Origin of the sequence: Amycolatopsis thermophila (genome assembly GCF_030814215.1) — a bacterium.
In the GTDB taxonomy this organism is placed as follows: Bacteria; Actinomycetota; Actinomycetes; order Mycobacteriales; family Pseudonocardiaceae; genus Amycolatopsis_E; species Amycolatopsis_E thermophila.
The window spans coordinates 160,028-180,189 of sequence record NZ_JAUSUT010000001.1 but is presented as its reverse complement, the minus strand read 5'-3'; the positions used below and the strand labels follow the sequence as shown (position 1 = coordinate 180,189).

6 protein-coding genes (1 of these 6 cut by a window edge) are annotated in these 20,162 nt (G+C 73.6%); 5 read left to right on the top strand and 1 reads right to left on the bottom strand.

The window, feature by feature from the left end; genetic code table 11:
- Positions 1-62 precede the first annotated feature (62 nt).
- Both FB470_RS00685 and FB470_RS00680 read left to right on the top strand, forming a co-directional pair.
- Positions 63-386, top strand: coding sequence for a hypothetical protein (locus tag FB470_RS00685; protein WP_306987854.1), 324 nt, complete (start codon positions 63-65; stop codon positions 384-386).
- Positions 387-419: 33 nt separating this feature from the next.
- Positions 420-707, top strand: coding sequence for a hypothetical protein (locus FB470_RS00680; RefSeq protein ID WP_306987853.1), 288 nt, complete (start codon positions 420-422; stop codon positions 705-707).
- Positions 708-817: 110 nt separating this feature from the next.
- On the opposite strand, the gene FB470_RS00675 is transcribed toward FB470_RS00680, so the two are convergent.
- Positions 818-2,095, bottom strand: a complete 1,278-nt coding sequence (locus FB470_RS00675) for a S8 family serine peptidase (protein WP_306987852.1) — start codon at positions 2,093-2,095, stop codon at positions 818-820.
- A 71-nt stretch (positions 2,096-2,166) separates the two neighbouring features.
- Here FB470_RS00675 and FB470_RS00670 point away from each other — a divergent pair, with 71 nt between their 5' ends.
- The 3 genes in view from FB470_RS00670 to FB470_RS00660 are tightly spaced (at most 32 nt apart) and all read left to right on the top strand, a layout consistent with a single transcriptional unit that may run on beyond the window.
- On the top strand, positions 2,167-2,589 hold the full coding sequence (locus FB470_RS00670; RefSeq protein ID WP_306987851.1) for a YbaB/EbfC family nucleoid-associated protein: 423 nt from the start codon (positions 2,167-2,169) through the stop codon (positions 2,587-2,589).
- Positions 2,586-2,984: a hypothetical protein gene (locus FB470_RS00665; RefSeq protein ID WP_306987849.1), complete on the top strand. Its 399-nt coding sequence runs from the start codon at positions 2,586-2,588 to the stop codon at positions 2,982-2,984. The genes FB470_RS00670 and FB470_RS00665 overlap by 4 nt, the downstream gene beginning before the upstream one ends.
- Positions 2,985-3,016: 32 nt before the next feature.
- Positions 3,017-20,162 carry the 5' portion of a hypothetical protein gene (locus FB470_RS00660; RefSeq protein WP_306987846.1) on the top strand. The gene runs 19,295 nt beyond the window's last position, so 17,146 of the gene's 36,441 nt are visible here — the first part of the coding sequence; it begins with the start codon at positions 3,017-3,019; its stop codon lies off the right edge, out of view.

The following is a 20,162-nucleotide window of genomic DNA, read 5'->3' as shown; positions in this document are numbered from 1 at the left end:
GGGGGTTGTCAGCCGCCGCGCCTACTCTGCTGGTAAACGTCCGCGACACGGGGGTGACAGGCGTGGCCCTGAATCTCAAAGAAGACCAAGTCAACCGGTTGAAGCAGCTGCTCGACGACGCCAAGCAGCGCGGTGAGGAACTGTGCCGGAGCATGCACGGTGACCTCGAAAACGTGGTCGGTTCCGAGTGGGTCGGCCAGGCGTCGAACGCGGGTCAGATTTCCTCGGCCGACATGCTGAGCTTCTGGCAGAGCAAGCTGGCTCCCATCCTCGACAAGCTCGTCGTGGGTATCACGGGCACCCAGAACGTGCTGAACAACCAGGACAGCGACGACAAGAGCGCCATCAACGCGGTCGCCGCGAACATGCACTACGGCCGGCTCTGAGCCGACCCCTGATCCGCTGGAGGGAAACAGGACATGGGTGACCTCAAGTACACCCCCATGGTGGGGGACGCCGGTTCGTCGAACATCAAGAAGTCGTCGGACCTGGAGGACCTGTTCGACGACTTCATGGCGCAGGCCAAGGGCATCCTGGGCAGCGACTGGGCCGGTTACGCCGCGGGCGAGTTCGAGCGGGCGCACCACGAGTGGAACGCGCAGCTGGTGCAGTACGCCTCGACCCGCGCGCAGTTCGGGCAGGCGGTGATCAAGGCGATGGAGAACGCGTTCAACGCCGACCAGCAGGCGGGCCGCTTCTTCGCCTGAACCAGTTTTCGCCACCGCCGGTCCCGGAGCGTGTCCGCGCTCCGGGACCGGCTTGTCTCGCGCTGGAAGAAGAACCGCCGGGGAGGAATTCGTTGTGCGACAGGGTGCAGTCAGGACCGCTTGGGGCGGTCGCTGAACAGTTCCACGGGCGGCTCGGGGCGCTCGTCCTCGGGCCGGTCCTGCGGGACGGGGGCCAGTCCGGAACGCCAGCGGCGGCGCCGGCCTCGCGGTCCGAACACGACGATCGCGGTCACCAGCAGTATCAGGGCCAGCCCGCCCGCGGCGAGGCCGAGGGCCCAGTCGTCGCTGCGTTCTTCGGCTGCCTGCCGGGCGGCGACGTCCGGCGGGATCGTGGCCGGGGTGAGCGGCGGCAGCGCCACCGGGTTGCCCGCCACCACGTCGTCGGACACCGCCTGGTACGGGTTCACGACGCCGTAGCCGTAGAGCGCGCTGCCGGTGCCCTCCGGGGCGGGCGCCGCCGTGGCGAACAGCCGTTTGGCGACGTCCTGAGTGGACAGTTCGGGCAGGTGGGCGCGGACCAGGGCGGCTGTGCCGGCCACGTAGGCGGTGGCGAACTCGGTGCCGGACGCGGTGCCCAGGCCGGTGTTCGGGTAGGTCGTGACGACGTTCGCCCCGGGCGCCACCAGGTCCACGGCCGTGGGCCGGGAATCCTGGACGATCTCGCCGTTCTCGGCAAGCGAGCCGACGCCGATCACACCGTCGTAGCCGGCCGGGTAGGGGACCAGCCCGGGCGGCTCGTTCGACGCGCGCTGGCCGACCGCGGCCACCACGACGATGTTGCGGGACAACGCGCGCTGCACCGCGCCGCGCAGGGCCGGGTTGTCCTCGTACGTGATCGTCGGGACGGCGATGACGCTCGCGTTGCGGTCGACCGCCCAGTTGATCCCCGCGGCGAGGGTCTGCGGCGCGACGGTGCCGGACGGCTGACGGCCCGGCGGATACTGATCGCCGACGACCTTCGCCGACAGGATCTGCGCACCAGGGGCCACGCCGTGGAATCCCACCACGGAGCTGGGCTGCGCGGCGATGATGCCGCTCACACCGGTGCCGGTGCCGACGCAGTCCGGGCTGCCACTGGGCTGGCCGGCGTCCGCCGGCGCGAAGGTGGCCCGCTCGGCGACGTGGCCCGCCAGCTGCGGGTTGTCCGCGGTGCCGGTGCTGACCACGGCCACGCGCTGGCCCGCTCCGGTGCTCAGCGGCCACACCCGGTCGGGTGCGAGCAGTTGTTGCGACCAGGGAACGGGAACCACGGGCGCCCCGGATACGACACAGTTCTGCTGGGCCCGCGCGGCGGGCTGGGCCGCCGTGAGGACGGCGAGCCCGGTGGCCGCGGCGACCAGTGCCGCACGGAGGCGCGTGGTGTTCACGGCGGCGATGCTAGCGGAGTGACCGGTGGACGTGGCAATGTCGCCACTGTGCCGGATGGACGGAGGTAGGCGTGGATTTCCCTTCAGGGCGGGTGAACCCGGCACTGGCCAGCATGCTCGAGCAGATCAAGAAGGCGACCGAGGAGCTGCCGAAGACCAGCGCCCGCATGATGAAGCTGACCGGTGTCGGCTGGTCGCCGGACCGGATGGTCAAGGTGGTCGTGGGCCCGCGGGGCCAGCTGGCCGACCTGGAGATCGACCCGCGCGTGTTCCGCAAACCCGACGCGGCGGCCCTGAAAGCCGCGATCATGGCCGCGTCGCGGGACGCCATCGTGGACGTGAACACGCAGCGGCAGGAGATCATGTCGAGCCAGTTCCCGTCCGACACCTTCCAGTTGCAGCACGAGCTGCGTGAGAACACGAGCGACACCATCAGCGGCCTGATGAACCGGCTGGACGCCGACATCTACGCGGAACGGGAGGACGAGCGATGAGCTTTCTCGAGATCAGCACGAGCGTGGAGGAGATCCGGTCGATGGGCGAACAGATCGCGCGCCTGGGCACGGACCTGCAGAACCTGGCCTCCGGTGCGGCCGGCCAGCACGGCGAGGCGGTGGGTGGGGACACCGAGCTGAGCAAGTTCGGCGACGACGACCTCGGCAAGCAGTTCAAGCCGACTTACCGGGACCTCGACGACGGCGGTGCCGCGCCGAGCCAGAACGGCGGAAAGTTCTCCCCGACCAAGGCCGGACAGCTGTTCCAGTCGATGAACGCGCTGGGCGAGGAGCTGTCCAAGCTCGGCGACTCGGTCAGGAAGGCGATCGACGAGCAGATGGGTGCCGAGCTGGACAACATCGCCTTGCTGAACAAGACCGACCGCTACGCCTGACCTGCTTCCGACCGTCCGCCTGAGGGGTACGCATGGGCTTGCATCGAGACATCGATGACGGCTTCGCGGCCATCGCGCACGCCCTCACGGAATTCGGTGACGCGGCCGACCACTTCATCCACGAGGTCAACAACTGGCTGCCGTTCCCGATGATCCCGCCGATCGTGCGGGACGCGATCGACGGCTGGCTCGGGGAGTACCCGGACGCCCACCCGGACGACGCGGCCGCGGTCGTCGACTTCTGGAACCTGCGGACGACGGACCTGGGGGAGCTCCAGAAGAACCTCGGTTTGCTCACCGAAATGGTGACGCAGGTCTACCACGGTGCGGCGCCTGCCGCCTTCGGCTCGGCGTCCGCTCGCGTCAGCGAAGTAGTCCTGAACGGCATCGAGAACGCCGCGCAGATGGGGATGGGCGTCGCGCAATACCAGCTGAGCCTCGCGCTGGCGAAGAACAGCTACGAGGTCATGCTGGTCATGACCGCGGTCGAGGTCGCCGTGTCGCTGGCCGCTGCGGTGCCTACGATCGGGGAGAGCCTGGCCGCCATCCCGGCCGCGCTCTTCAACACCTCTCTCGGTCTGCGCGCCCTGATGCGCAAGGCGGTCGCCGAGATCGACGCCATCGCCATCAAGCAGGCGATCAAGAAGATCAGCCTCAAGGGCGCCGGGGACGCGCTGCGACGCGGCTTCAAGGTCTCCCTCGCGCAGATCGCCGGGCGGATCGGGGCCAAGGAGGTCGAGAAGGCCCTGGCCCGGATCCTGCCGCAGGTCAAGGACCCGGCGATCCGCAAGGAGATCGCGCAGCAGCTCGCGCACCGGTACGGCAGCCGGATCACCAGCGAGCGGATCACCGCGCGGGCGGCGCGGCACGGCATGACGCCGGAGCTGCAGCGCCGGATCGGGCAGGCGGTGGCCGAGCACGTCGCGGCGGGCGGTTCGGCGCGCAACGTCATCGGCCAGCGGCTGGTCGGCTATGGCCTGCGCAGTGGTGCGATCTACGGTGGCGGTGGCGATATCGCCGGCCAGGCTCTCACGGTCGCGGAGACCGGTGGTGAGTACCAGTACAACCCGGCCAACACCGTGGCCGGGTTCATCGGTGCCTCGCTCGGTGGTGGTCCGCTGGCCCTGGCCGCGGGGTTGCCGGGTCACGTGATCCTGGGCGCGGTCGGCGGCGTGGTCGGGCAGGTCGGTTCGGTCGGCTACACGTCGCTGACGGACATGATCGCCAAGCACACCGACAGCGACCTGGCCGGCGCGCCGCACGACACCACCGCGCGCGGCGCCCGCGGTGGCCGGCAGGCCGACGAGAACCCGCTCAGCTGGGAGAACCTCAAGAAGGCCGCGCTGGGTGGCGCGGTCGGCGGCGCGCAGGAGTTGTACGCAGGCGGCACGACGCTCAAAGAGTTCAAGTCGCACTTCACGACCAACCTGGCGGACGCCCGCCTGATGACCAGCTTCCGGTACCACAACGACTTTTCGCAGTTCATCGCGGCCCAGCCGGGCCTCACGCCCAGTGGAGCGCCGGTCACCGCGCCGCCCGGGGGGCATTTCAGCGGCGGCGGAACCCAGACCACCACCGGTGGGGGTCAGGCCGGCTCGTCCGGGGGTGCGCAGAACGGGACCGCGACACGGCCGGGCACGGCCTCCGGTGGTGACGCCGGTGGGCGCGCGAGTGGTTCGGGCAGCTCGTCGAACGGGTCGGCGCAGAGCCAGGGTGAGGCTCGCACCGGGCGGGGCGGCGACTCGTCCGCGGGGGAATCCCGGCGGACGACGACGTCGAACGGGCGGGACGCGACCACCGCGCCGAAACGCGAGGAGACCGGCGAGAACCGCGGTGCCGCACCGGAGGAACGGCGCCGGGTCGTGGCCGGCGGCGAGGCCGAGCACGCCGGGTCCGGAAGGGACGGTGACTCGCCCCCGGACACCCGGGACGGCGCGGGTCACGGCCAGGCGGACGGGCGCCACGGGCGCACCGGCACCGGTCCGGACCAGCACGCGACCGGCGGCCGGGACAGCGCCGGCGACCGGGGTCCGGTGCGCGAGGGGGACGGCGACCGGGGTTCGGCGCACGCGGGGGATGGCGATGGGGGTGCGCGGGACGAGGCGGGCCGGTCGTCGGCGCGTCAGGGGGACGGCGACCATGGTGCCGGTCACCGTGGTGATGCCGACCAGGGTTCCGCGCACGGTGGCGACCCCGATCGGGGTGCCGGCCGAACCACGGGCGCGGACCCCGGCGCCACCCACGATGCCGAGCACGACTCCGGCGACCGGCAGCAGGCCACCGACACCCGCGTGGCCCACCGCCGGTACCACCCGGACACCTCCCCCGGGGAGGTGGAGAACGGCCCGGCGACCGCGAAGGCGGCGGCCGCGCGCACGCTCGACGGCCTGAAACAGGCCGGCTACACCGTGCACGTCGACAAGACCACCGGCCTCTTCACGGTCACCTCGCCGCATCAGCAGACCGCGGAGTTCCGTCTGGCCCTGGACGACACCCTGCCCGCCGGCGCCGCGGAGCTGCACGGGAACGAGCTGCGCATCTCCAGCAACATCTCGGCCGACACCCACGTCGCGCTCCAGAACAGCCGTGAGGTGCTGGGTCACGCGCTGGACGACATGTTCGCCCGCGCGCCACTGCCCGCCACCGTGCGGCCCGACCTCGTCTACACCCACGCCGGTCCGGCGACCGGCGGCATGACGCCGCAGCCGGAGGGCACGGTGTGGCACGCGCTGCCGCGCACCGTGCATGTCGGTGCCGACGCCGCGACGACGGCGCCGGACGAGCTGGACCTGGCGGACGTCATCGCGGCCCGTCAACAGGCTGGGCCGGACCCCGCCCTCGCGAACCTGGCGAGCCCGCGGATGGTCACCGTACTGCACGGCGACGCCGCGAGCAGCGACCCGCTGCTCGCCGAGTACGGCAACGGCACCCGGATCCTGGTGCAGGTCATGGTCGACGACCGGGTGCCGGACCACTCGGTCAACGTCGACCCGGGCACGTGGGAGGTACGGCCGGGCGGATCGGCGCGGCAGCTCACCGAGGCCACCATCCGGCTCGGCCGCGGTGACCTGCCGACCATGCTGGAGACGGGTCTGCGCCTGGTCGCCGACGGCGTGCCCGGCCGGGACCAGCCCCACCACGCGGTCAACCACCGGGACCTGGCGCGGGTGCCGTCGGAACCGGTCCGCGGATCGGTTCCGGTCAACCAGGACACCACCGAGCAGCGGCGGGAGATCGCGCGCGAGATCGAGGCGTTCCTGCGCGGCCTGGGTTCGACCACCACGCCGTCCGCGGTCCTGACGCCCTCGGGGCCCGCGCTCGGCGACGCGTTCCCGCTGCGGCGGCCCGGCACGGACGTGCTCCCCAACCGGGCCGAGTTCGGCGAGGGATCGGTGCGGCTGTTCTACGACCGGGCCACGGTCGACGCGGTGATCACCCTCGACCCGAAGCTGGAAGCCGGCCAGTACGAGGTGGTGTACCCCGTCTTCACGACGGACGGGGTCCAGGTCAGCCCCCTGCAGCTCCGCTTCTCGGACCAGGGCGTGCCCGACGCCTTCCCGTTGAGGATCGCGCAGCGGGTCCTGCTCCGGCAGGCGCTGTCCGAGGTGGGGAAAGTGCTGGACGGCCTCGGCGATCTCACCGACGGCACGGTCCCGCTGTACCGGGACCCGGCGACCGCCGGGCTCGCCCGCACCGTCCTGGGCGCGGTGAAGGGCGCCCGTCTGGTCGCCGATCCGCTCGCGCCGGACACCGGCGAGGGCGGGCCCCGGCACTACGCCATCCGGATGCCCGATCCGCTGATGTTCGTGCACGACACCGGGGTGATGGTGGACGCGCTCGCGGACTCCGGTCTGCGCCTGGACACCACCGAGTTGCGCTGGGACAGCGCCGAGACCGGCGTGGTCACCGAGTGGACCGACCCGCAGACCGGCCAGTCGATCGTGCTCCGGCTCGGCACGCCCGATTCGATCGCCGCGCGGACCGAGGCCGCGCGGCTGGACCCGGACGGGCCGCAGGCGGTCCGGCGCGCGGAGGTCCTGGCGGGCGTGATCTCGCCCGGCGACTTCGGCGTGCTCGAGCTGCCGTCGGCGGAGCGGCCCAACGCCTGGGACTCGGCGGACGTCGCCACTCACCGGGAGCGGCCCGCCCTCGGCGATCTGCGGCTGGACGATGACGTGCTCGACCGGATCGTGCGGCGCAGCGGTCCGGACTCGACCGACCCCGAGCGGCTCCGGATCGCGGCGCGCTGGTTCGGAGAGGGCCGGGACCCGCGGTCCGCGCTGGGCGAGCTCGTCCGCACCGTGGCGCGCCGGCCGGACAGTGCGCGGTTCGACGAGGACAGCGGCCTGTGGCAGGTCTCCGGCGAGCGCGACGGCGTTGCGATCACGGCGTTCGTGGCTCCCGACGGGCAGATCCTGGACGCGGGACCGCTGCCGGGCCCGCACGCCGAAGCCGGTCGCCCCGCGCCTGGCGGGGCCGGCCGCTGGCTCTCCCCGCTGCTCGACGCCGTGCACACCATCGACGGCGCGGTCCTGCGGCCGGACGCGGTGCGGGGCGTGGCCGACCTCGGCTCGCGCGCCCCGATCGGGTACACGGTCGACCTGCCCGACGCGGGCGACGAAACACCACTGCTGCGGGAACTCAGCCGGCACGGGTTCGAGGGCGCCGGCCGCACCGAGGACGGTGCGCACGTGCTGCGCCACCGGGATTCCGGCCAGGCGATCCGCCTCGGACTGCGGTCCCCGCAGACGGCAGAGCCGGACGTGCCGGCCGTGGACGCGGCGGTGCGGGCCGTCCCGGGCGCGGACCTGCGCACCGACGGGCCGGTGCGGTACACCGTGACGGTCGGGCACGACTCGTTCGTCACGGACGCGCAGGCGGTGCTCGACGAGCTGACGCGCCACGGACTGACGCCGGCGTCGCAGGACATCGGATGGGGGCACCGGCGTGATCACGGCTGGCGGACCACCTGGACCGCCGAGGGCGGCCGGACCGTCACGGTTCACGTCACCACCGCCGAAGCCACGGCCCACGCCGCGCGTCTGTCCGAAGTGGACCGACGCCTCGCGGAAACCGGCCGGGACCGGGCCCTGCAGCGGCGGTGGCTGCGCGCCGAGCAGCTCCGGCTCGTGGCCGCCACGCCGGTGCCCGACGGCTCCGGCACGATGCGGGTGCCCCGGCCGGCCTTCACCGTCTCGTACCTGCCCGGGCTCGGGGTCCAGGCGGTCGTCGACGGTGACGCCCGGCTGACGACCGGCGAGCTCGCCGCCCGCGTCGCCGAATCGGTGCGGGCGCAGGGATGGGCGGACGAGGACGTGCTCGTGCGCACCGGTCCCGGGCTCGGGACGGATCCGCGGGCGTTCGGCCACGCGCTCGCCGCGGAGCTCGGCATCCCGCTCGCCGACAGCGGGTCCCCGGACGACGGGCCGCGGGTCCACGGCCTGAAGCCGGAGGGGTGGACCCCGCCGGAGTACGCGATGGACACCGTCGCGGTGCCCGATCCGGTGGTGACCGAACTCGTCCGCACGGCCGGCCCGGACGTGGCGACCCCGGCCGGCCGGACCCTGGACCGGTCCTGGTTCGGCGACCGGGACGTCACCGACCGGTTGCGCACCGCGGTGGCGGACGTCGTCGCCGCGCCCGAGGCGATCGTCGGTCGCGTCGCGGGGGTGTTCGACGCCTGGGAGGTCCGCGGCGTCGTCGACGGTGTGACCCTGACGGCCGTGGTCCGCCAGGACGGGGTCGTGGAGTCGGCTCGCGTCGTCGCCGGGCAGCGGCGGACGGTGCCGACCGGCGAGCGCCCGCAAACCCCGGGCGGGATCGGTGACCAGGCCCAGGCGTACCGGTTCGGCCCGGAGACCGGCCGCGAGCACGGGGACCGCGACGGCGTGCCACCGGCGGTCGCGGCCGCCCTGACCTGGTCGGCCCAGCTCGACGGGCACGACCTGCGGACGCGGGCGCTGTTCGACGTCCTGCGCGGCGTGCCGTCGGACCAGCAGGCCGAAGCCGTCGCCGGCATCACCGGTGCGCAGCTGTTCGACACCGGCCAGTACCAGCGGCACGCGCGGGAGAACGGCTGGTACCACACCGAGGACGATCTGCGGCGGCTCGCCGAGCGCGACGCGCAGCTGCTCCGGCTCCGCACCGTGGGCGCGACGCTGCCCGGTGTGGACGGCCTGGTCCAGGTCGGCGAGCAGCTGGGCGAGCACCGGGGCGGGCGGTTCGCGGGTCCGGACGGCGCGGCCTACGTCAAGGCGGCTGCGGCGGCCGCGCCCGCGGAGCAGCTGCGTGAGGCGGAGGTGGAGGTCCTCGCTGGACGGCTGTACCAGGAGGTCGCCCGCGCGGTCGCCACCGAGACCGGGATCACCGCGCCGGTTCCGCGGACGCAGGTGGTCCGGCTCGACGGCCTCGGGCACGGGCGGTTCTTCGGCGTCGCCAGCGACTGGGTCGACAACACCGGTCACGTGAGCGCGCGCTTCGACTCGCTCCCCGACGAGCACAAGCAGGTGTTCTGGGCCCTGTTCGGCGCCGACGCCTGGCTCGATCACCACGACCTCCCGGGCAACATCGTGATGACCGCGGACGGACCGATGCGGGTCGAGTTCGGCGGAACGCTGGTCCACACCCCCCAGGGAGGGGCGAAGGCCGGGTTCGGTGACCAGGTCGTCGAAGCCGACGCATTGCGGATGGGCAGCCGCAACTCGGGGACCGCCGCCCTGTTCGCCGGCATGCCGGCCGATCTCGCCGCGGCGTCGGTGCGCGCGGTCGCCTCGATCAGCGACGACACCATCCGGCGGATCGTCACCTCGACGATCAGCGACTCGTCGTTCGCCGACGACCTCACCACCCGGCTGATCCGTCGCCGGGACGACCTCGCCGCCCGGTTCACCGCGGGCGCGCCGGCCACACCGGCCACCCCGGGCGACCCGGAGCACGTGGCCGCGCCGGTCCTGGACCGGTTGGTCGCCGCCGAACGCGCACCGGAGATCACCCCGGAGGCGCGGGAGTTCGCGCAGATCACCACCGCCCAGTTCATCGCGCACCAGCTGGGCGTGCCCGCGGCGGTGACGCTGACTCGCGTGCCCGGCGAGAGCCCCGGCGACCTGCCAGCGCACTACGTGCTGACCTACGCCGACGGCTGGGAGGTCGCCGTCGTGCGCGTGCACGGCGACGCGGACGCGCTGCGAGGCGAACTCGCCGTCCTCGGCCCGGCGCTGCCGGTGGCCTTCGTCGGGGAGTCCGGCGCGGGTGCCATGGCGGTGTCGCCGCTGACCCACCGCACGGTCGCCGAAACGGTCGACGCGTTCGCCGATGGCACCCGGCCCAATGGCTGGGACGCCGTCGCCGACCACCCGCGCTTCCCCTCCCCGGACGAGCTGACCCTCAGCGACGAACGAGCCAGGCACGTGCTGGACGGCGATGCCACCGGTGGCGGGCACCGGCACGGCCTGGGCAAGCCGAACAAGCACGAGTTCCCGGCGCGGTGGGGCGATGATGCCGCCGTGCGCGGCATCATCGAACGCGTCGCACGCCACCCTGACCACGTCGAGTGGGAGGAGGGCCCGCAAACCTGGCGGCTCACCGCGGAACGCGACGGCGTCCGGCTGGCCGTCGTGATCCTGCCCGGCGAGGGCGTCCTCACGGCCTACCCGGAGGGCGGGCGCGGGGTCGTGCAGAACCCGCCGCCGGCGCCGCCGCCCCGGTCGGAGACTCCCGCGAGCGTGCCGCCGAAGGTGATCAAGCGGCTGGAGAACAAGCTGGGTCCGGCCAGCCGGGCGCCCGGGGTGGCGCTGTTCCCCGAGGGGTGGTTCAACGAACCCGGTGGCCTGGAACGCATCCTCACCGAGGCCGCGAACGACGCGATCCGCGCCCAGCGGATCGAGGACATCCCGGAGCGGGACAAACAGCAGCTGCTGCGCGCTGTCTACGATGGCGTTCGCGTCGACATCATCGTCGACAAGCAGAACAAGATCCACGACGCGAGCCCGGACCCGAACGGCCCGGGCGTGCGGGTGAACCCGGAGCGGGGAGAGGGCGGAGGCCGTGGCGCTGTCCGAGGAGCAGGTGGCCGCACGGATGGCGAGACTGCCGGAACGGTTCGCCGACCGGCTGGACCCGGCGGACCTGAAGGCCGTGACGCGCAACCGGGACGCGGGGGAGTGGCTGCTGACGGTCCAGGCGCTGATCGGGTCGCTGAGCCGGGCGCGGAGCCCGGTGTCGACGCGGGAACGGGCGGAACTGCGGACGTTGCTGGAGACGTTCGCGGCCCCGGCGAAGGCGAACCGGCTGGGGACGGTGCTGGACCGGGCGACCGCGCAGCTGACGAAGCTGGCCGAGGTGACCAGCCTGACCGGGACGCAGATCGCGGAGCAGGCGAAGACGCTGCGGCCGACGTTCGCGGAGCGGATCCCGGAGACGGACCGCTGGGAGCTGACGGACGCCGAGGACGAGCAGGACTGGCTGGATCTGACGCAGGCGACGGTCGCGCTGCTGCGCAGGCACCGGATCCCGGTGACGGCGGCGGAACGGCGGACGCTGTGGCTGCTGCTGGACGCGATGGATCTGCCGAAGCAGGGACTGGCGGAGATCCCCGTCCGGTAGTCGTCGGCGAACCGGCGCCGGTCACCGCGCTCGGCGACGACGCGCGCCGGGCGCTGGCGGACTTCGGCAAGGCCGGCGCGCGCACCCTCGCCGACGCGCTCGGTGTGGCGGTGTCCGAAGTGGAGGAACGCCTCGACCGGCTGGCCGCCGAGGCGTTCGTGCTCGGCGAGCAGGGCGTCGCCGCCGCGTTCCCCGGCGACGACGTGGCCCGGCAGCGCCTGGCGCCGTACCTCGCCGCCGACAGCGTCTACGACTGGGAGTCCGGCCGCGTCGGGCTGCGCCTCGGGCGGCCCGCCGCCGACGTGGTGACCGACCTCGTCCGGGGCGTGGTCACGTCGTTCCGGACGGCCGCACCCGCCGACGACGTCCGGTCGGCCGGGGACGACGACCTGGCGGCCAACCGGGTGCTCGCGCGCCGCCGGGCCGCGGACCATCGCGTCGTCCAAGCCTGGCTGAACGGATTCGACGGCGAGCGGCACGCGGCGCTGGCGGACGTGCGGGCCCGCGCCGAAACCGTGCTCGGCAGGCAGCCGGAACTCTCCGCGGCGCCCCGGTTCGACCACCTCGGTGAGGTCCGGTCCGCGATGGACGCCGGCCACGCCCCGGTGGAGCCGAACGCGGCCGGGGAATGGCGCACCGGACGTGTGCTGCGGACCGGGATGCCGGTCTTCTCCGACGAGGTGATCACGGCGGCCGACCAGGACGGGATGGCGGACGCAGTCGAGCGGGCGCTGGCCGACGCCGGGGTGCACGCGGTGCGCGAGGCGCACGGCGGCACCACCACGTGGACCCTGAGCGACCGGGGCGTGTCCTGGCGGCTGACCGTCCTGGTGCGCGACGGGGTCGTGGGGACCGCGGGTGCCGGCAACGCCCTGGTCGACGTGCCGCCGCCGCGGTTCGACGGTGCCCGGTGGGTCCAGGACCCGGTCGTGGCCGTCGTGCCGCCGGTGCCGGTTCACCCGGCGTGGCGGTCCACAGTGGCCGCGGGGCTCGTCGACGCGCTGCTGTCGCAGGTGCCGCCCGCCATCCGCGGCCTCGCCGCCGAGACCGCCTCCGTGGACTGGCCGTCCCCGGCCACCCGGGAGATCACCGCCCCCGACCCGGTTCCGGTGTCCGCCGACCCGGCCGTGGTGCTCGTGGCGGACCCGCTGGTCGCCCTCGACACCCACACCGACGAGGTCCCGCTGCGGTCGCAGCCGGCGGCGCCGTGGCTGGTGACCTCGGCCGACCCGGCCCTCGTCGCGGACACCGTCAGCCGCACGCTCGAGGCGACCGGGGTCCGGGACACCACCTTCGACGGCACGACCGTCTCCGGCGTCTTCGGTGACGCCGGATTCCGCTTCACCCTGCGGATCGACCCGGACGCGACCCACGCCCGGATGCGGGTCGCTCCGATCCACTTCCGCATCGGCGAGGGCGAGGGCCGCTGGACGCAGGGCCGTCCGATCGAGATCGTGCTGCCACCGGTCGTGCTCGAGCCGGGGTGGCGGCAGGCGATGGTCGTCTCGGCATTGCTGGACGCCCGGGACAAGATCGTCCGGCCGGTCGATGGCGTCATCGAGGGCCTGCGGCGCGACTCGCGGCTCGGCGAGCTGCCGCCGCCGCGGGACGTGGCGGCGGACCTGCCCGTCACCGGCGCGCCGGCGGGCCCGGTGGCGCAGGGCGAAGTGACCGTGCTGCGCCGGGAGGGCCACGAGCGGATCGTGCGCGGCGTGACGCCGGTGACCGAACCGTGGCGCGCGCCCACCACTGATCCGCGGCTGATCGAGAACACGCTGCGCGACATGCTCGCGCGTGCCGACTGGGCCGGGGACATCCGGCCGGACCCGGGCGGCGACGGCACCACCTGGCTGCTGGCCGGCCGCGACGACGGCCCGGTGCTCCGCTTCCGCGTCCGGGTGGACCCGGACGCGACCACGGCCCGGGTGGTGGTGCCGGGCCTGCACCTGCGCGTGAACGCCGACACCGCGAGCGATGCGGAACCGGGCAGCCGGCTCGCCGCGGGCCGCTGGGTGCAGGACGGCGTGGCGGAGGTGGTGGTGCCCCCCGTCTCCGCGGCGCCGTCCACGCACCGCCGGGCGCTCATCCCGCTCGCGGTGGAACTCGGCGTGCGCACGCCGGAAGTGCTGCGGGCGACGGTGGAGCACCTGCGCGGGCTGTGGACAGCCTGGGAGGACGTGTCCCTTCCGCCGGTGGGGAACGTGGCCACCGAACCCCTCACCGGGTCCGCTCCGGTGGAGCCACCGCCCGCCGCCTCGTTCGCGGTGCTGACCACGGGTGCGGCCGACCTCGAGCTGCCCCGGTCGGAGTCCGGTGTGGACGGTGCCGCCGACGTGGCGCGGGAGGTCGGCCAGGCCTTCACCGCCGCCGGGATCCGCGCGGAGACCACCGTCGGTCCGGACGGGACGGTGGAGGGCACTGTCCGGGCCGATGGGCTGCGGTGGCGGTACCAGGTGCGCGTCGACCCGGACGCGGCCGTACCGCGGGTGCACGTCCCGGCGGTCGAACTGCACCTCGGCGCGCGCGCGATGGCGGGCAGCGACGCCGACCTCGCCGAAGGGCGCTGGGTGCAGGCCGGTCCGGTGGAGATCGTGGTCCCGCCGGTGAGCGGCCGGGCGCTGGCCGACGTGCTGGCCGGCGCGGTCGAGCAGGCGAACAGCCGGATGCTGGGGGACGTGCGGCGGGCCCAGGCCGAAGCCGCCCCGACGGCGCCGAACCCGGGCGATCTGGTCCCGTCCACCGAACCGGTCGTGTCGTCGCTGGACGCCGCGCGGGCGGAGATCGGCGGCTTCGCCAAGCGGGGCGCCCGGGCCGTGGCGGACGCGCTGGAGCTGGGCGAGGACGAGGTGGTCCGCCGGATCGACGAGAAACTCGCCGGCGCGTTCGAACTCAGCCCTCGCGGGATCGCCCGTGCCTTCGGCGGCGACCAGGCCGCGTTCGACCGGCTGGTGCCGTACCTGCCCGCGGCCGCGGTCTACGACTGGCGGTCCGGGCGAGTCGGGCTGGCCGTGGGCGCCCCGGTGGACGTCGTCGCGGCCGGCCTGGTCAAGGAAGTCGTCACCTCCTTCCGGGAGCCGCCCGCCGAGGCCGCGCGGACGTCCGAAGTGGACCCCGCGGAGCTGATGCTGGGCCGTGAGATCGCCGACCACCTGGTGGTGCTGGAGTGGGTGCGCGCCCTGGACGGCCCGCTGTCCGCCGAGTTGGCCGAGGTGCGCACCTGGACGCCGGAGCTGCTGACCGAGGTGCTGCGGTGGCGGTACCCGTCCACTGTGGACCATGTGGACCGCTTCACGACGGCCCTGCGCCAGGGCGACCCGGTGGTCGAGCCCAGCCTCGGCCGGGAGGACGACCTGTGGCTGCTGCGGCAGGCGACGAACGCGGTGCGCGGCGGGCCGGGCGGCCACCCGCTGCACGTGACCGCGCAGCTCACCGGCCCGGGCCGGGTCGCGCTGCAGTTCACCTACCGCGGCGGGCGCACCGCCACCGTCTTCCTGGAGCCGTCCGCCCCGGCGGGCGCGATCGCCGAGCAGGTCCGGCTGATCGAGCGGCGCTTCGGGGCCGAGCTGCCGGTCGACGCGTTCCTCAGCGCCGACGAGGTGGACGCCGTCCTGCGGGAGCTGGGCGTCCGGGACCGGGCGGACGTCACGCTCACCGCACACCCGGACGGCGTGACGGTGACCGCGGGCACCCGCCGGATCGAGTTCCGCGCCGGGGACGACCTGGACGTGCACCCGGCGGTGCCGGGCGACGACGTGGTCCGCGTCGTGGTCCCGTCGCAGGCCGACCCGCGCGCCCGGCTCGCCGACCTGGTCACCGCGCTGCGGGGGGTCCTGCCGGCCGCTCCCGACGCGGCCGCTCCCGCCCCGGCCGTCCCCGACCCGGCCGCCCCCGGCGAGAACCCGGACCGGAGCCCGGCAGCGCCCTCGGAAGCCGAGGTCCTCGCGGCCCTGCGCGACGAGGTGGACGCCGCGATCGCCGAAGCCGGGCTGCGTGACCACGGTGGCCAGGTCGCCACCCGCATCGAGGAGGACCACGTAGAGCTCGTGGTGCTGGACCGCTCCGGCCGCCAGCACCGCGCCCGGATCAGCGTCACCGACGGGCTGTTCATCGAGCCGGGCGGACGCGCCGCCGGTGCCGACCGGTTCGCCGTGCCGACGGGGGTGGACGGCCCGACGCGGACCCGGATGATCGCCGGGGAGCTGCGCGTCCTCGCCACCGAATGGGGCCTGGCCACCGCCGAGCCGCTCAAGCCGGGACCGCAGGAGATCCAGCCGCCGGCGCCGCTGCCGATCACCCCGCGCCCCGTTCCCACGGTCGAACCGCCGGCGCCGGTGTGGATCCGCCAGGGCGACGGCAGCGACGGTCCGATGCGGACAGTCGCCGAGACGGTCGTGGCGCGGATGGCCGGGCATCCGGTGCGGGTCAGCGCCACCCGGGTGGACGCGGACGAGGTCCACCTCGTGGTCACCTACGCCGACCAGCGGCCGTTCACCGTGGTCGTGCGGGAGAGCACCGAGGTCTGGCCGTACTTCCAGGACCTGCGCGACGGCGTGCGGCCGCGCGACGACACCTTCGGGTTGCGGGTCGGCAACACCTACCACATCCCCCTGCCGGTCGCGGCGCTCGGCGACGCGTTGCCGACCGTGGTGGCCGACGCGGTCCTGCAGATCACCCTGTCCCGGTTCCGCAGCCAGCTCAACCCCCCGGCCGCCACCCGGTTCTCGCACGCCCCGGGCGAGGCGATCCCGGTCGCCGTTGCCGAGCGCGGCATCGCCCGCGCCGCGCTGGGCGACTCGGTGCGGGCCGGGCTCGTCACGCCCGGGCCCGAGGCCGGCGCGGTGACCGTCCGCGTCACCGACTCCGGCGGCCGGCCGTTCCGCGTCGAGTTCCGCACCGTCCAGGGCCTCCACGCGCCGCGGCTGCGCATCGCGGCCGGGGACGACCTCGCCTACGTGGTCGAGGTGCCACCCGGCGCGACGGAGGCCGGCCAGGTCCGGATGGTCGCCGACGGGCTGCGCGGCGTCCTCGGATACCGGCACGCCGCGCTCGGGCTCGGCGACCCGCCGGCGCCCCGCACCGCGATCGCCCCGGACAGCCAGGCGGACCTGCTGCCCGTCGTCCCCGTCCCCAGCGACCCGGCCGTGGCCCACCTCGGCGGCCAGCCGACCGACTACACCGCGCTGTTCCCGCAGGCGCACCCGCTGCGCACGACCGCCGAGGAGATCGCCGGCGGCGTCCGGGACTCGCTCGCGGAACTGCGCCGCGCCCAGCAGGCGTACCTGACGGCGCTGGACGCGATCGAGGACGACGAGGCGTACCTGCCGTGGGTCGCGCAGCGGCTGTCGGAGCTGCTCGTGGTGCCGGTCAACGACACCCGGGTGCTGGACGCGCTGGAGGCGGCTTACGACCTGAGCCGGCCCGAGATCGAGGCGCGCATCGTCGAACCGGGGAAGGTGCTGGACGGGGCGCAGGTCATCGAACCGCCGCCGAAGATCGCGCGGGAGATCATCGGCCGGACCGCGGACGAGACCCTCCAGCTGGTCGCAGAGCACCGGGACCGCCTGCTGGTCCGTGCGGAGAACGCCGGCAACCGGGTGGTCGAGGCGGAACGCCGGTGGAACCAGGCGCGCGACCACGGCGCGCGGGAGATCGAGCGGATCCGCCAGGACGCGATCGACGACGGCCTGCCGGACCGGATCGCACGGTCCGCGACGTCGGCGGCGCTGGCCCAGGTCCTCGACGAGAGCAGGCGGCCGGAGTTCAAGCCCCGCGACTTCCGCGACAAGCAGGACAAGATCAAGTTCGGTGTGCGCGGACGCACCGCCGGCGACCTCGTCGGCACCCGCCGCGACCTGGCCCGCGCGGTCCGCGAGCACGAACCGGCCCGGCGGGCCGTGGAGAAGCGGTACCGCACGGCCGCCGCCGAGCTGCGGCAGGCGCGCCGGGCCCTGAACGAACGCCGCGGCTGGGCTCCCGCCCTGCTGCGCGCCCAGGGCGAGACGGCCGCCGATGTGCGGGCGGTCGCGGACGCGCTGGGCCTGCCGGTGCGGTACGTGACCGCGAGCCGCACCGCGGAGGCCCGCCTGCCGTTCCAGGGCGACCGGACGGAGCTGCTGCGCCAGGCCGCCACACGGGTCCGTGCCCGGCAGGCGAAGCTGGACGAGGCGATCGAGGCGTACCTGGCGGCGGAGCGGGCCCGCGACGAGGCGCACCGGACCTATGTGGACAGTCTGCGCGAGGTGGTCAACGCCGCCGCCGACGACGGGGTCAAGCTCGTCGAGATCGCCCACCGCACCGGCCTGACCGACAGCGAGGTCAGCGAGATCACCCGACGGGTGGTGGCCTCGGGCCGTGCCGAGACCGAGTCCCGCTACCGCCTGCCCTACGTCGACCGCTACCTGGAAGCGCACGGCCTGATGGACAAGCTGGTGCGCCGTGTCCTCGCCGCCGAGGGGATCGTCGACGTCGACGGGCTCATCGCCAAGGTCGAGGCGATCGACCCGAACTCGCCGGACGCGCTGCAACAGCTGCTGGAGCTGGGCGTGTCGCCGGACACCGCGCTCGCGCTGTTCGTCAACCGGCTGTCCACCCGCGACATCAGCGACGTGCACCACCACCTGCTCAGCTACGCGCTGGACAACCAGTACCTCGGGCAAGGACGGGAGCACGCCGAAGAGGCGAAGACCCAGGTCAAGCAGCTGCTCGCGTGGCTGAAGCTCGAGCCGAAGCAGAGCCTCGCCGAGCGGCAGCTGCGCTACCGCGCGGCGCGCGGCGACCTGGGCCGGATCCTGTACTCGGCGATCCGCGAGCGAGCGTTCGGTCTCGCCGCCGCCAGCGGTGCCGTCTACTACGGCCTGATCCCGATGCTGCGGGCCGGCCTGGTCGACCAGAAGAACATCCTGGAACTGCAGGGCAAGCTCGCCGACGTGCTGATGTTCAAGATGTACCGCGAGCTGTCCGAGGACGTGCGGTGGCGGGCCGACGTCGGGCTGGTCGGCACCCGCTGGGACATCGCCGGCGCCGAGGGCTACGACCTGACCATGCTGATGGCCGAGTTCGCCTATCTCGGCGCGGAGCAGACCGACGACAAGGAGGCCATCAAGCAACTCCTCGGCGACGAGGCGAACACCACCTACAACCCGAAGTGGATCAACCAGCTCAAGCTGAGCGTAGCCGCCGCGGTGCAGGTCAAGACCGACCTCGCACAGGGACGGCTGACCGGCACCGCGGCCGAAGAGGCCAGGGCGCTGCTCGGCGACCCGGACTCGCTGAGCTCACCGATGGACAAGGCCGACTACCTCGAAAAGCTGGTCCACAACGGTGAGACGCTGCGCTACCTGCTGCGGTCGGCGGGCCACCCGGAGATGGCGGCGAGCCTGCCGGCCGAGGTGCCGGAGATGTTCAACCCGCACCTGCTGTCGAAACTGCGCGGCAACCGGATGACCGGGCAGACCTTCCTGCTGCACAAGGACAACGGCTTCGCCACCGTCGACCTGAACGGGCTGTTCCGCGCCGGCGACCCGGACGAGCGCGGCCTGATGCCGATGATGGCGCTGATGAAGCACCACCCGGAGTTCCGCGACAACCGGATCATCTGGGCGCACCTGGGCGTCGGCAACTGGACCACCTTGACCGCCGACCACCTGGACAGGCTCGATCGCATGATGCAGCTGGTCCCGGGCCTGAACTACGACTTCTCCTGGACGCCGCTGGGCCAGTACATGCGCGACGACGCGGCCGTGTTCGAACGGTTCATCGAGTTCGCCGTCAAGTACCAGGACCGGTTGATCTTCGGCTCGGACGGCATCAGCATGATGCCCAGCACCCAGCTCGACCGGCACTCCACCGAGATGGAGCCGGTCTACCGGGCCATCATGGAGCGTTACCCGGATGGCGAGGCGATCGTCGCGAAGATCCGCGGCGGCAACTACGTCCGGGTGATGAGCGAGGCGGAGCGGGACGCGAGCCAACGGTTCGTCGACGAGTACTTCTCCCGCCACCACACCGCCTGGCTCGAGGTCCTGTCCGGCATGCCACCGCACGTGCTGGCCGGCTTCCACGGCAAGGCGAAGGAACTGATCGAGAAGGGGTTCGTGCCCCATCCGGACCAGGCGGTCGGGCCCGGTGTCGCCATGGGCGACGGCTCGGAGCTGCGGTCGGCCGAGACCCCGGACGAGCGCAGCCAGCGGTTCGTCGACGAGTACTTCTCCGAGCACCGGGACGCCTGGCTCGACCTGATGGCCCACGCGCCGAAGGAGGTGCGGGAGGCGTTCCACGCCCGCGCGCAGGAACTGTGGGACGCCGGTTTCCGCCCGCGCGAGGGGCAGGCGCTGGGCCCGGCCGGCACCCGGGACGGGAACTGGCGGGAGAACCCGCAGATCCAGTCGCTGCACCACGCCTACCAGATCGCCTACGGCGAGTTCCGCCACACCGAAAGCGCCAAACAGGTCGTGCGCGACATGAAGTCGCGGATCCGCACGGCCGTGTCCGAGCGGTTCGAACGGATCCGCAACGGGAACCGCCTCGAGCCGGTGGAGGAGGACAAACTCGGCCTGAAAGCGCCGGTGGAGGCGCTGA